Origin of the sequence: Saccharibacillus sacchari (assembly GCF_037722395.1) — a bacterium.
Classification (GTDB): Bacteria; Bacillota; Bacilli; order Paenibacillales; family Paenibacillaceae; genus Saccharibacillus; species Saccharibacillus sacchari_A.
Map to the genome: position 1 here is coordinate 272,279 of NZ_JBBKAR010000016.1, position 13,788 is coordinate 286,066.

General features: G+C 51.3%; 14 protein-coding genes. 6 read left to right on the forward strand and 8 right to left on the reverse strand.

The genetic code is table 11. The features are described 5' to 3' along the window. Positions 1-132: 132 nt before the first annotated feature. Positions 133-1,764 (forward strand): PucR family transcriptional regulator, encoded by a 1,632-nt coding sequence (locus WKI47_RS05420; protein ID WP_340226137.1) that lies wholly within the window; start codon positions 133-135, stop codon positions 1,762-1,764. Between the two features lie 176 nt (positions 1,765-1,940). On the opposite strand, the gene allD is transcribed toward WKI47_RS05420, so the two are convergent. The 3 genes from allD to WKI47_RS05435 all read right to left on the reverse strand — a co-directional run bounded on the left by allD (position 1,941) and on the right by WKI47_RS05435 (position 4,842). Then, the gene (gene allD / locus WKI47_RS05425) at positions 1,941-2,999 is read right to left on the reverse strand and encodes an ureidoglycolate dehydrogenase (RefSeq protein ID WP_340226218.1); all 1,059 of its coding nucleotides are present in this window, start codon (positions 2,997-2,999) and stop codon (positions 1,941-1,943) included. A 51-nt stretch (positions 3,000-3,050) separates the two neighbouring features. Then, positions 3,051-3,839, reverse strand: coding sequence for a (S)-ureidoglycine aminohydrolase (gene allE / locus WKI47_RS05430; protein ID WP_340226138.1), 789 nt, complete (start codon positions 3,837-3,839; stop codon positions 3,051-3,053). Between the two features lie 298 nt (positions 3,840-4,137). Then, positions 4,138-4,842 carry a hypothetical protein gene (locus WKI47_RS05435; RefSeq protein ID WP_340226139.1) on the reverse strand — a complete coding sequence of 235 codons (705 nt, stop codon included), beginning with the start codon at positions 4,840-4,842 and terminating at the stop codon, positions 4,138-4,140. 308 nt (positions 4,843-5,150) lie between these two features. On the opposite strand from WKI47_RS05435, the gene WKI47_RS05440 reads away from it, so the two are divergent. After that, positions 5,151-5,408, forward strand: coding sequence for a hypothetical protein (locus WKI47_RS05440; protein WP_340226140.1), 258 nt, complete (start codon positions 5,151-5,153; stop codon positions 5,406-5,408). Between the two features lie 198 nt (positions 5,409-5,606). Here the strand turns inward: WKI47_RS05440 and WKI47_RS05445 are convergent, their stop codons facing one another. After that, positions 5,607-6,575, reverse strand: a complete 969-nt coding sequence (locus WKI47_RS05445; protein ID WP_340226141.1) for an SDR family NAD(P)-dependent oxidoreductase — start codon at positions 6,573-6,575, stop codon at positions 5,607-5,609. A 216-nt stretch (positions 6,576-6,791) separates the two neighbouring features. On the opposite strand from WKI47_RS05445, the gene WKI47_RS05450 reads away from it, so the two are divergent. Beyond that, entirely contained in the window at positions 6,792-7,340 is a 549-nt protein-coding gene (locus WKI47_RS05450; RefSeq protein WP_340226142.1) for a hypothetical protein, read from the forward strand. Between the two features lie 67 nt (positions 7,341-7,407). Here WKI47_RS05450 and WKI47_RS05455 read toward each other — a convergent pair whose 3' ends face one another. Beyond that, positions 7,408-7,758 carry a helix-turn-helix domain-containing protein gene (locus WKI47_RS05455; protein ID WP_340226143.1) on the reverse strand — a complete coding sequence of 117 codons (351 nt, stop codon included), beginning with the start codon at positions 7,756-7,758 and terminating at the stop codon, positions 7,408-7,410. A gap of 214 nt (positions 7,759-7,972) precedes the next feature. On the opposite strand from WKI47_RS05455, the gene WKI47_RS05460 reads away from it, so the two are divergent. Further along, on the forward strand, positions 7,973-8,509 hold the full coding sequence (locus WKI47_RS05460; RefSeq protein ID WP_340226144.1) for an NAD(P)H-dependent oxidoreductase: 537 nt from the start codon (positions 7,973-7,975) through the stop codon (positions 8,507-8,509). Between the two features lie 97 nt (positions 8,510-8,606). On the opposite strand, the gene WKI47_RS05465 is transcribed toward WKI47_RS05460, so the two are convergent. Then, positions 8,607-9,773: a diguanylate cyclase gene (locus WKI47_RS05465; RefSeq protein ID WP_340226145.1), complete on the reverse strand. Its 1,167-nt coding sequence runs from the start codon at positions 9,771-9,773 to the stop codon at positions 8,607-8,609. A 238-nt stretch (positions 9,774-10,011) separates the two neighbouring features. Here WKI47_RS05465 and WKI47_RS05470 point away from each other — a divergent pair, with 238 nt between their 5' ends. Continuing rightward, entirely contained in the window at positions 10,012-10,935 is a 924-nt protein-coding gene (locus tag WKI47_RS05470; RefSeq protein WP_340226146.1) for a VanZ family protein, read from the forward strand. Between the two features lie 80 nt (positions 10,936-11,015). On the opposite strand, the gene WKI47_RS05475 is transcribed toward WKI47_RS05470, so the two are convergent. After that, on the reverse strand, positions 11,016-11,852 hold the full coding sequence (locus WKI47_RS05475; RefSeq protein WP_340226147.1) for a helix-turn-helix transcriptional regulator: 837 nt from the start codon (positions 11,850-11,852) through the stop codon (positions 11,016-11,018). 127 nt (positions 11,853-11,979) lie between these two features. Between WKI47_RS05475 and WKI47_RS05480 the strand changes: the two genes are divergently transcribed. After that, complete coding sequence (locus WKI47_RS05480) at positions 11,980-12,753, forward strand: SDR family NAD(P)-dependent oxidoreductase (RefSeq protein WP_340226148.1); 774 nt, start codon at positions 11,980-11,982, stop codon at positions 12,751-12,753. 52 nt (positions 12,754-12,805) lie between these two features. On the opposite strand, the gene WKI47_RS05485 is transcribed toward WKI47_RS05480, so the two are convergent. Beyond that, positions 12,806-13,756 (reverse strand): sulfurtransferase, encoded by a 951-nt coding sequence (locus WKI47_RS05485; protein WP_340226149.1) that lies wholly within the window; start codon positions 13,754-13,756, stop codon positions 12,806-12,808. Positions 13,757-13,788 lie beyond the last annotated feature (32 nt).

Here is a 13,788-nt window from a genome sequence, read left to right on the forward strand (position 1 = left end):
TCCATATAATCAAAATTGATCGCTTTCATTTCGTGTCGCGAACTGTCATGCTATACTTTAGGGGTCATGCGTCCGATTCATTAAGATCGAAGTTATGAGCCTGTAGCACGCTTGAACAGAAAGGAAATAAAGATGACGACACTAGCCGAAATTTTGAGTCTTCCCCGTTACTCCGATCTCAAGCTTTTAACGAATCAGGAGTCTGTCGATACGCAAAAAACGATACAAAGCGTAGAAATTTCCGAAACGCCCGATATCGAACATTATATTCCGAACGACGTTTTGTTGTTGACCACAGCCATGAGCTATGTCGACGACCAGAAAGGTCTAATCTCGCTGATTGACTCCCTGATCCGCGCCAAAGCGGTCGGGCTGGGTATCAAAACGGGACGTTTTATCGGTAAAATCGAACCCGAAATCATCGCCTACGCCGAAAAAGTGAATTTTCCGCTGTTTGATATCCCCAACACGTACTCGCTCGGTTCTCTTTTGCACCAATTGCTCAACAAAATCTGGGGCACGCGGTATGAAGAAATTTCGTTCGCTTTGGATATTCAAAAAAAATTCTTCAGCCTGCTGGTGCAAAACGCGAACAACCAGGTGGTCATCAACAAGCTGAGCGAGATCGTAAAAACGCCGATTATTTTGCTCAACCCGTTCAAGGAAATCATGGATTACTCCAAACAGTTCAACCAATCCCGCAATCCCGCGCAGCATTACGTCAATCAGATCGTACAGACCATGCAGGAGATGCCAAAAGAAAACGACTCCTTTATCATCAACGGTCCCAAAGGCCATGAAGTCCAAATCTCGATCATTCCGATCCGGGTGCATACGTATTTCCCGCATTATCTGGTGATCGTGAACCCTGAACAAATCCCGTATCCCATCTCAAGTTTCGCGATCGATCAGGCGGCGATGGTGCTGTCGTTCGTATTGTTCAAAAACGAAAAAGTATCGGAATCAAGGCAGTCGATCGCGACGGAATATTTCAAAGAACTGATCGACTACCATTCCGGCTCCAATCCTTCGGTTCGCTCGTTCGAACTCAACATGAAGCACGGGTATTTGTTGTCGGATTATTATCAAGTGGTGCATGTGTTCGACGAAACGGCGCTCGAAGAAACCATGCCGAGTTTGCATCAGGAAGAACGTTTGGTGCTGTCTTCGCAATGGCTGCAAAAGCATGTACCGGATTATTTCGCAAACGCTCTGGTGCTGTTTTTCGGCGTCAGCAAAGAAAGCGTGATTTTGATCCAGCGCGAAACGGCGGAACTGGATGAAAAGCTGCTCGAAATCCGCAATCAACTGAGCGAAAGCCTGGATATTCAATTGGTATTCAGTATTGGCAACCCGTACACGGACTGGAAACGGATCAATCAATCGTATACGGAAGCGCGGCTCATGTTTGACGAACGGAAAAACAAACTGCAAACCCAGCCGATCATCCATTACAAAGACAAAGGCATGGTGCAGTTGTTCCATCATTTGGAGAAAAACGACGTGCGATTTTTTTGCGAAAACATCCTGAAAGACTTCGCTTATCCGAAAGAGCCCGCTTTGGCGGAACTGCGCAAAACGTTGGCCGTGTACCTGGGCGCGCAGTGCGAAATCGCCAGCGCAGCGTCCGCTTTGTTCGTGCACCGCAATACGGTCAAATACCGGATTCTCCGCTGCGAAGAAATTCTCGGCCATGCCGTCAATTCGCCGAGCCATTCGCTGAACCTGAGATTGGCGCTGGCGCTTAGCGACGAAAATCATTAAAAACCAACTTGCATGTTAAAAGATCCTAAAGCAAAAAAGCATCGAAAACGTCTCGGAGCAAGCTGTATGAAGCGGAGTGTCCCTTTTTAAACCAGACACGCCGCAAGCTTTCGCGATTTCGCTTTCCATGCTTTTTTGCTATGGTTCTATCCGTCTATTTGACCTGATACAGAGTATTACTTGGAAGATTTCGCGAACGCGTCCAATCCTTCGTACCGGTCGTAATGGATCACGTCCGATTCGAAGTAACGGATAATGGATTCGGGAATATCGACGCCTTCTTTGAGATTTTTGAGATAACGTTCATGGCTGCCTTGCCCCGGATACTGAACGTGGTCGAAACCGGCTGCCGGCTTGATCGCGTTCAGCTCTTTCATGGTACGGGTGATGGATTCCTGGAACGGCTTCAATCCGACGAAACGTTCCGGGTCGATCAGGATATAGATCTGTCCGAGATTGCGGCCTTCGTGCAGATTATGGTACATGGAGCTGACGTCTTTGCCGAACGGCAGTCCCAGCAGCACGCCGGACAGCACGTCGACCATCATCATCAGGCCATAGCCTTTCGGTCCCGCGATCGGCAGCAGGCCGTTGACTTCGTTCGGATCGGTCGTCGGCGCGCCGTCTTTGTCGACCGCCCACGTATCGGGGATCAGTTTGCCTTTCGAACGCGCGTCGAGGATTTTACCCCACGCTTGAACCGTCGTCGCCATATCGAAAATCAACGGATCTTCGCCCGCGCTCGGCACGCCGAAAGCGATCGGGTTGGTACCGTAGTAACGTTCCGCGCCGCCGTAAGGAACGACCATCGGATCGGATTGACACATGGAGATGCCGATCAGGTTTTGCTCGGCGATCTTGCGCACGTAATACGACAGCGTTCCGGTATGGCCGACTCTGGAGACGCCGACTACGGCTACGCCGCTTTCTTTTGCCATCTTGATCGCCGGTTCCAATGCTTCGTTCGCCGCGTAATGTCCTTGCGTGTTATCGCCGTGGAAAATCGCCGTGCTCGGTCCCGTTTGCTCGAAGTTCAGCTCCGGCTGCGCGTTGATGCCGCCTTTGTTGATACGCTCCGCATAATACTCGACGCGTACCGCGCCGTGGGAATGGATGCCGCTCAGATCCGCGTAGACCAAATGGTGCGCGGTTTCTTCGGCTTGCTCGCTTTTCAATCCCGCCGCAACCAGCTTATTTTTAATCAGGCTGTGCAGTTGCTCTCCGCTGACGCGGATCATTTTTTCTTCTTCTGTGGTCGACATGGTCAAAGACCCCCTTCTGGATGATTAAACGCCCGGGTTGCGGTTGGCGTCTTTGGAGTAGACATAAGCCAACTTTTCTTTGCGATCCGTGGAATACGCCGCTTGCGGTACATAAGAAGCCATAAAGATATAATCGCCTTTTTCGACCGGATACCAGTTGTTGTCGAGGTTGTACATGCCTTTGCCGGACAGGATGTACGCGCCGTGCTCCTGGTAATGCGTCTCGACGTAACCGTGGCTGGCCGCCGGGGAAAACTCCAGGATGTGCATGTTCATATCGAAGCCCAGATCGTCGGTCGGCAGCAGATTCCAGAACAGCACGTCCGTCATGCCTTCGTATTCGATCGGTTCGATATCCGCGCGGTTGCCTACGACTTTATGCGCTTCGTAGCCTGCGAGCGGATCGTATTTGCGTTGGTAAAGGAAAGCTTCGGTCATTTCGGATTGGGCGTTTTCGAAGTACATTTTCTCGCCTACAGGGAAGAACGCGTATCCGCCGTCGGTCAGTTCGTGCTTCTCTCCGCCGTCGCTGACCGTCAATTTTCCGGAAATGACGTAAACGAAAGTCTCGATGCCTTCGCCGCCGAAGCCGAGCATGTTTTTGCCGCCTTCCTGGAACTCCGCGATAAAGTCGGAAAAGCTTGCGCCTAGACGCGGAGAACCGAGAATGCTGATGCGTGTATTTTCGAAGCCCGGTACGACGTTGTTGACCAACCCGTCATGAGGCAAAATCGCGTAATTATTTTTTTTAACGACTGCGCGTGAAGTGAGAATTCCATCCAGATAGCCGACGTTATTATTTTTATATCCCATGTCTAATCGTTCCCTTTCCGTGGGTAGGATTACAGCCGAAATCACTGTTCCTGTTCATTGTAAACGCTTAGCCGGGAAGGCGACTAGTTTCAAAACATACAATTCTCGAGGCAAAATTGTTGATGATGAACAAAGAAGGTGCGTTTTTTAGACAAAAATCAGCGGATCGTGTGTGCAATACGTATTCAAACAGGTGCCGATACTTCCTGCATAAAAAAAGCGACCTCTCCGATTCGGAAAAGGTCGCTTTCTTCTATTTAAAACAATTCATGATAAAGAGTCATGAAACGAACATATTTTAATATCTTGTATAGACATAGAATCCGGCAGGCAATTTAAATTCCAGACGCACGCCTTTACCTTTATTGTATTGCTCTATGCGTTTTCCTGCCGCTACGCCGCCGCCGCCGATCACTCCCGCGATTGTCGAGACCAGTACAGTAGGAGGAGTCGGAATAAATCTTGAAATCACGGAAGCCCCTACGACAGCTCCACCGTTGCTGATCAGCGTCTGCGCAAATTCAACAGCAGCGTTGTTATCCATAAACACCGTAACGCCCCATACGCTGATGGTATAAGAAGTGCCCGAAGCTGCTGCCGTCGCGGAATTGATTCCATATTCGGATAATACGCCGGAAGGATTGCCTACAATATCTACAGACAAATCATCATTGACGACCAGATCGCCGTTTCTTACGGACTCATTGATTAGATTGATATGATTTTCCAGCTTTTGCGCATCCTCTTCGCTAATCGCAACTTCTTTTTTAAAGTCTTTATTTAGATAGACCTGTCCGTCAGGTTGTTTTTCAACATACTTGGATAACTCGTTTACGAGCTGTTCGTTTTGAGCATTTGTCGCATCGTTGGCCGAAACGGAAGACTCAATCGTTCCGCTTTCTGCCGCCGAAGCTCCGTAGAGCGGTAAAGCAGTCGTCAATAACGCGGCTGCAAGTCCGGTTGCCATCATCTTCTTAGCTTTTTGATTGATTTTAAATTCCACAAAAATTCCTCCATTTCAATATTAATACTTTTTTGTTGCCTATAAAAAGCCTAGCACTACATCCTTTAGAAGTCAAATTTATATATTTATTTAAATTAATAAGATAAATTATAAATTCAAAAAACACTTCTTTTATTCGAAAAATCGTTTTTGTCTACAGCTAACGGGGTTCGATTATTGAATAAAGTTTTGACTCGTTTGTAATAAGTGTGATACGGTTTACTAAAATATTTTTATATTTATTTTATTTTTTAGGAATAATTGTTCAAATCTTGCCTATAAATTATGAACAAGTAAGGAGGATACCTATGCTTACTATGCTAATGACGATCGGGGCGGTTGCTTACATGTCTCAAGTTCCGTTTTTCCCCAAACATCAAAAAGCGTATGAATATGGCTATCTAGCCCTTCATTTGACTTTTATTTGGTTAATCGTATCGGCCTATACCGGAAAAATAACGATTACAGAGAATACTCTTTTCCTTTTAGGCATTCTTTTGTACCTTCCCGTATTTATCAGGATTTTCAAAAAAGCCGGTAAACGTCGTTCAAGTTCTCTCAAGTAACTTTTTATTGGTATAATCGAAAAGACGTGCGCAGGTCTTTGGGGTCATGATGAATGACCACACCTGCCACGTCGTTTTTGCATCTTGCATACATAGACGTTTTAACGCCTTATTCGGTTTTATTTTTTCAAAAAAACACAAAAAAGCACACAAAAACGAAATGTTTTTGTGTGCTTTTTATATCGCGTAAATCCGGGCTTAAGCCCCGCTCACTCCGGTCAGCTTCACCGACAGATCCCATAGCCGCTTCGCTTCTTCCGCATCGACCGCATAATCTTTGACGCCGACGCGCGGGCCGTCTTCACGCGCGGGCTCGGCGATATCGCAGTCTTCGCAATACACGCCGCCTTTGCCTTCAAGCTGCGGCGAGGTGGCGGCCCAGACTTGCGTCGCGGCGCCTTGCTCCGGCGTTTTGAAGCCCGGATTGCCGTTGCCTTCTTCGTCGATCCATTTCAGCGCGATCATTTCTTCCCGGTCCATATGCCGCTGAAGCGGCGTCAGGATGCCGCCCGGGTGCGCGGCGAAAGCGCGAACGCCCTGCTCGGCGCCGCGACGGTCCAATTCGACCGCGAACAGCGCGTTCGCCGTTTTGGATTGGCCGTACGCTTCGAACTTGTGGTAGTTGCCTTCGAAGTTCAGATTGTCCCAGCGGATCGACGAGAAATGATGTCCGGTCGACGAAGTCGCCACGACTCGCGCGCCTGCACCCGCCGTCAGCAGCGGCCACAGCCGATTGATCAGCGCGAAATGTCCCAGATGGTTCGTCGCGAATTGCAGTTCCCAACCCGGGCCGACGCGAGTCTCCGGACTTGCCATAACGCCCGCGTTAAGAATCGCCAGGTCGATGCTGCGTCCGCTTGCCAGCAAGCGATTCGCGAGAGCTTCGACGCTGCCCAGATCGGACAGATCCAGCTTCTCTACTTCTACGGAGTCAAGCCCCGCCAGCGCGTCTTGCGCGGCACCCGGGCGACGGGCCGGCACGATCACGCGCGCTCCGGCTTTAACTAACGCTTTGGTCGTTTCCAGGCCCAGACCGGAATAGCCGCCTGTGACCAGAGCCAGTTTGCCGGACAAGTCAATTCCGTTCAAAACGTCGTTCGCCGTGCTTCTGAGACCGAATCCCGAGTGTATCGGATGCTGCGGGGTTCGCGTATACGCCTGTGCCATGTTGGTTCGCTCCTTTGAGTTCGGATAAGTTTGAAGGGCTTGCGTTTTCTTTCTCCACTTTACTCCTTAGAGCGTACTATAAGTCAAGTTTGACGTATGGACGGATAAACGAATTTATTTACATCTTGGATACAATTACGCTCCAAATCGGACGCATTCGTTGGGTAAGATAACCTCAGATACAAGAAAACAGACCTCAAAGGAGATGGATCAACTATGCGTTACCCCCAATGGATCGCAGCTTCACTCGCCGCAGGCGTACTTTTGACAGGGACGGTGTCCGCGCAGACGGCTTCGGCCGCAGGCGTTACCGCTCCGGCGACCGCCGCAACTTCCGCTGCCGTCACCAAACCCAAAGCCGCCAACTTTACGTTGAGCGACGTTAACTACTCGGCCGCCCAATCCAAAAGCATCGTCAAAGCGTTCGCCGCTTTCGACGGATTCGAGACCCCGTACGTGCCGTCGCGCATGATCACGGGCGACGCGTTCAAAAACGTAGCCGTATCCGGCGACAGCGTTACGTTTACATTCAAATATATGAAGGTATCCGTATCTCCGCGCGACGATTCCTACAGCTACAAAGGAACGACCGTGACGCTGCCTGATTCCAACAACGTCAAAGGCAAATGGTACAAAGTCGGCAACACCGATATGCTCACCTTCCCGCTGAAAGACCGGTTCGTGACGATCTACGCGCCGTACCATTCTTTGAGCAAAACGAAGCTGGAACACGTCGCGGTAGACGTGACGCGCTATCAGCCTTAATCCGACCGTCTCATCTTGCACAAGCCGAAAGCCCGCGAAAACACGCGGGCTTTTCGGCGGTTCCTTTTCAGTCTTTTTCCGACAATCCGACCTCTTCGCCGTTCCGCTGCCTTCTATGAATATTGTCCGTTCCCCAGCGGCACATGACCTCGACGATCGAATTGGCGGTTACGCCGTATTCGGTCAGTCGATACTCGACCCGGGGCGGCATCTGCTCGTATACTTTGCGCTGCACCAAGCCGTCCCGTTCCAATTCGCGGAGCTGCTGGATCAATACTTTTTCCGAGATGCCGGGGATGCCGCGACGAAGTTCGCCTGTCCGCTTCACTCCGGTCATCAGCAAACAGATTATCAGGGCTTTCCATTTGCCGCCGATGATTTCGAGCGTGGCTTCGATGCCCATATTGTAGGTTTTCATGATCAGGTTCCTTTCCTCCGGCCGGGACTGCGCCATCTGCGAACGTCCATTGTGGCATACTTGCCGGGCTTCGTACAGTACGCACCTTGAGGTAAGCTTCTTACTTCATTGTGCGTATTTTCTTCTTCCGCCGCCGGGCGCATAATAAACGGCACACCGATTCGAAAAACGGGCCGACGTTCCGATACGCAGTCCGCAAAAAGGAGACCTTTTCATGAAACGCACGCTCGTTATTTTGGCCCATCCGCATCTGTCCGAATCCCGCGTCAACCGACGTTGGCGGGAAGAACTGCTGCGCCACCCCGAACAGATTGACCTGCACGATTTGTACGCACGTTACTCCGACGGCCGGATCGACGTCAAGGAAGAACAAGCACGGCTGGAGCGGTACGATCGCGTTATTTTACAATTTCCGCTGTATTGGTACAGTTATCCGCCTCTGCTGAAAACATGGTTCGACGAAGTGTTCGCTTACGGTTGGGCTTACGGATCGAGCGGCGACAAGCTGACTGGCAAAACATTTGGCACCGCCATCTCGATCGGAGACAAAAAGCAGAATTATACCCGCAGCGGCGGCGTTTCGTTCACCGTGGACGAAATTCTCGCGCCGTTCAAAGCCAGTTTGCGCCACGTCGGCGCGATCGAGCTGCCTTTTTTCGCGTTGTACGGCGCTTCGTTTCAGGCGAGCGACGAAGAAGTGGAGCAAAGCGCGCGCGAGTATGCCCGGCATGCGTTGGGGGAAACGCCGTGAATCGGAAACCGGAGTTGTCGTCAGACCACTCGCGGACAGACACCGACGCATATCGAACAGTTCCTTGCCGCTTTATTTCTCGTTGCCGAGCGTTCGATCAGCAATCGGTTTGCGCTACCGTTTGATTCCGTCCCTGCTCTTTAGCCAGATACAGCGCATCGTCGGCTCTTTTGATCAGGTCTTCGATCTGCGAATCTTGCGGACACAGCATTGCATATCCGATACTGAGTGTCAAATGCCCGAACGGAGACTGAACGTGCGACACAGGCAATTGTTCGATCCGCGCGCGAATCTGCTCGAACCGGCTCCAGATGTATTGCGCGTCGCGGTTGTAAAAAGCCACGATGAATTCTTCGCCGCCGAACCGGGCAAGCAAAGAGTCCGCTTCCTGCACCGATTGCCGCAGCGCGTCGGCTACCGCGCGCAAAGCCACGTCGCCTTGCAAATGGCCGTAAGTATCGTTGAACTTTTTAAAAAAGTCGATATCCATAATGCCTACGCTCAACGTCTCGTCGCGCGTGCGCGCGCGTTCCAGCAAGACCGAGACATGCTCCAAAAAGTGTCTTCGGTTCGGAATATTGGTAAGTTGATCGGTTTCGGACTGTTTTTTGAGCAAAAGAGCGTACATGAACTGTTTCCGATCGGCCTTTTCCCGCAAATAACCGCTGATCATGAAAAAAGGCAACGAAATCAACACGATGATCGCGATTTTGGAATGGCTTTCCGGACCGGGCGGACAAATCCAAAGCGTGAACAACGAAAAAGCGGTCAGCAGCAGAGCGATCGAGGTGGATTGGCGGAAGGTCAGGCCGATCGGCAAATAAGCCGCCATAATGACCAATACGCAGGCGCTGTCGATCACGAACAACCCTTTCGCGGAAGCGGCGTACATGCCGATATTGACGGAAGCTCCGAGCAGAATATATACCGTCCAGGCCAAAGCAACGACGACCATGCCTTTCTTTTTCGGAATATACCAACAAAACCAGAAGATAAAAGCAAAAGAAAACGTTCGGCTAGCTATCCATAAAAAGACGATAAAATCCATATGCCGCCACAAATCCGCAGAGGTGATTCGCCAAATATCGAGGATCAAAAAACCGAACCAGATCACGATCGCCACCGACGCAATCATCAAAAAAGGACGATGCTGGCTATCCATCAGATACTCCCGGTACTCTTTCTCCAATTTTCCTTTAAAAAGGAGTTTTCGAAGGTACGTCCCTTTTGCCGCCGATTCCAGCGTTTCTATCGCGTTATCCATCGATCATTCCTCCAACCCTGTCTATTTATAAAGCGACTTAGAACCTTTATCGGTTGTTTAAGGGAATCTGATTTGTTATAAAATAGGGATTTGTTTTATTTTTACACTTTAACTTCTTGCCTCCTTTCTTCTCTAATTGCTTAATGGTCACATAAAAATGAAGCCGCTTGATACAAAATCGAGCTTGGGAGGGTCTTAGACATCGTAGACCAAAACGTTTTTTCCGAAGGAGTCGACGATGTCCAAACACCGCAAGCTTATTTTCGCCATAACATCGCTGTACACGCTGTTGATTGTTTATTTTATGTTTTTCGCTTTCGGCAGGGGCGATTCCGTAGCGGACAGCTACACCTTTATGTTTGTCCCGGATAATTTTCTGAAATTGCCGAGTCTGTCGGATCTGCTTCACCCTACACTGATGGATCTCGTCAGTCTGGGCAATATCGCCGCTTTTATTCCTTTCGGCCTATTGATCCCGTTGCTCTACCCGATCAGATTCGTTCGTTTTCTGCTCGGCTTCGTGTTATCGATTACCGTGCTTGAAACCGTGCAGGCGTTGACGATGCTCGGCAGCTTCGATGTCGACGATATTTTGAGAAATTCCACAGGCGCGGCAATCGGATACGGGGCGTACAAGCTTGGATCGCGTACCAAAAGCGTTTGGCGAAGCCTGGCCGTGATGGGGATGTCCGTCGTCTTGATGTTGATCGGGACAGGAGCGGTCGGCGCGGGAGTCGAGCAGGCTCTTGCCAAAAAACAGGGTCCGTTTGTCGCTTTGAACGAAGGAATCAGCGGCAGCGGATCGGCAGCGCAAGAAACAAAGCCGCGACCTTTTGCGATCGGCGGTCAAGAAATCGTTCCCGAATTCAATCTGTACGATGCCGAAGACGGAAAAAAGCAAACCTACCGCTACAAGCTCGATCAGGAAGATTTCTATTTTCGCCTGCAATACGGAATCTCCGATCCCCAAGATTTCGAAGGAAGCATAAGCTTGTCCGTGAACGGACAAGAGATTTTGTCCGATTCCGCAGCGTATCAAGGAGATGCCCCGCTGGTGTTCGAATGGTACTTCGAGCAAGCCGACGAGCTGACGATCACGGTAGAAGGAAACGAGAAAGCATGGGATGCCGGCTATCGGGAGATGAAGCATTGGTGGGAATGAGTGCTATCATGCAAAAAGCCCGCGAAAGAACGCGGGCTTTTGAAAAGGTATGCTAAACTTCGCAGGAAGCGAAAAGACGGCTAAAAGGTTTGTATGTCCGCCAAATAACGCTCCAACTGCGACTTTGCTGCCGGATCAGGCATATAAATCATGATCCGTTGATCGGGTTCGTTGGGGAATTGCAGAGTGATTTGTTCAAACTCTACCGCTCCCATATCGGGATGAAGCAGCTTTTTATAGCCGTCAAGAGAACGCGAAACCTCGTGCTGCTGCCACATTGTTGCGAAGTCCGGGCTTGCCTTTTTCAAATCTTTAATCAAGCGATCAAAGGAAGCATCGGACAAATAGCGTGCTCGCGACGTCCGGAACTCGGCGACCATTTTCTTCGAAACGCTGTTCCAATCCTCCGAACCTTCGCGCCACATCGGATCGGTAAATTGACGCCACATTAGATTGTAACCATGCGGAAGCGGCGAACCGGTGATTGTAAACAAGGCATCCGCCGCTTGATTCCAGGCCAGAAAATCCCACTTCTTCCCGATGACGTAAGCCGGATTCGGATTCAACTTGTCCAGCATGTCCAGAACGGAATCGCCAATCTTCTCTTCGGCGATTGTGGATTGAGGAGGCAGCGACTCTCCCGCAAGCAGAAAAAGATGCCTGCGCTCGTTGGCGGTAAGTCGGAGCGCCGAAGCCAAGCTTTCCAGTACGGCAACAGACGGATGAATATCGCGTCCTTGTTCAAGCCTTGTATACCAAGAAAGCCCGATGTTGGCGATAACCGCTACTTCTTCCCTACGTAGCCCCTGAGTCCGGCGGCGGTGGCCGGGCGGAAGACCGACTTCCGGCGGGGAAAGGGAAGCCCTGCGATTGCGCAAAAAGTCGCCCAGCGCCAGACGGCGCTCATGATCGTTCAAAGTCTTTTCCCCCTTATCCTGTCACTCGCAGACCCACCATCAAGCAGGTTATCGTCACCTTTTTACAGTCCAAGTATACTCAAGGCAGTTGACGAGTTCAACAATCCCGAGGACGAGGAGAATGAAGATGACAGCTATTTTCAGGCCTTTATTGGCAAACAAAGTCGTAATGGTTACAGGGGCGGGACGAGGAATCGGAGCAGAATCGGCAAGACTGTTTGCAAAGCAGGGAGCTTCCGTAATGCTTGTCGCAAGAACCGAATCCGAACTAAACCAGATCGGAAAAGAAATCGCGGCAACCGGCGGCGAAGCGGCTGTTTTTGCAGCCGATCTGTCGCAGGCGGACAGCGTCGAAGCGGCGGTAAAAGCGACGTTAGAACGTTATGGCCGTCTGGATGGGGCGTTCAACAATGCCGGCGTAGGGGTGACCGTATCGCCTTTGCATGAGGAAAAAGAAGAAGATTTCGACCTTATTCAATCCGTAAATCATAAAGGGGTCTGGCTGTGCATGAAAGCCCAGATCAAAGCCATGTTGGAGACTTCGGGCTCGGGTTCCATCGTGAACGCCAGCAGCGTGGGCAGTCTGAAAGGAAACCCGGGTTTGGGAGCATACGGAGCATCCAAACGGGCGGTAAACAGTCTGACGCAAACAGCCGCGGTCGAATACGGACCGGCGGGCATCCGCGTCAACGCGATTGCTCCGGGAACGACCATGACGGATATGATCCAGCAGTGGGTGGCGATCAATCCCGATATTATCGAACAAATCAGCGCCAAAACGCCTCTTCGGCGTCCGGCCGAACCGATCGAGATCGCCAATGCGGCAGCCTGGCTGCTCAGCGATTATTCTTCTTTCGTCACGGGAGTCGTTCTGCCTGTAGACGGGGGATTGAGCGTATAAGAGATACGAAAAAAGCCCGCGTCCGCCGCGGGCTTCCCTGCTTCAAACCAACTTAAACTTCTTCCCCTGTCCCGATCGGATTATCTCCGTAACTAATCCAATCGCTCCAACTTCCCACATACAACCTCACGCTTTTAAACCCGGCTTGTTCGAGCGCCAGCACGTTCGGCGTCGCGCTCACGCCGGAGCCGCAGTACACGACGATCTCCGCTTCTTTATCCACCGTTTCGAAGTGTTTTTCCAATTCTTCCTTGCTCTTGTACGATCCGTCATCGCTGAACAGGTCTTTCCAGAAGAAATTGACCGCGCCCGGAATATGGCCGCCGACCTGGTCCATCGTTTCGTTCTGGCCGAGGTAGCGGTCGTGCGTACGCGAATCGATCAGCACCGGAGTGAAAAAGACGGCCGGACTGCCCGCGGCGGGAATCTCGATATCCTGCACCGGCACGTCGCCGCGCTCCGCCGCCATTTCTTCCTCGACGCCTTCGACGATCTGTTCCGCTTTGATCGTGCCGACGATCCGCTGCACTTCGTTCACGTCCGTCACCAGATGGTGCTGCACGTTCGGGACGAATGTCGAAGGCACGCGTACCGCCTGCTTGTCGTCGACCGGGAACCCCGCTTCTTTCCATGCCGTGAAACCTCGATCCAGCACCGCCACGTTCTCGTGCCCGATCCAGCGCAGCATCCACCACAGCCGCGCCGCGTTCATGCCGCCTTCGTCGTCGTACGCGACCACGCGCGTACCGTTGCCGATGCCGAGCTTCGCAAGGCGCGCCGCAAACTCTTCCGGCTCCGGCAGCGGATGGCGTCCTCCGTGATCCGAGACCGGCGCCGACAGATCTTTTTCCAGATCCAGATAGATCGCGCCCGGAATATGTTCCTGTTCGTAGGCTTGACGTCCCGCTTCCGGTTGCCCCAGCGTGAATCGGCAATCCACGATCGTTTGCTCCGGTTCGTACAGCCGGGCCAGCAGCCATTTGTTCGATACGATGTTTTGCATTTTTTCTCTCCCTTCAACCGACAGAACTTTTC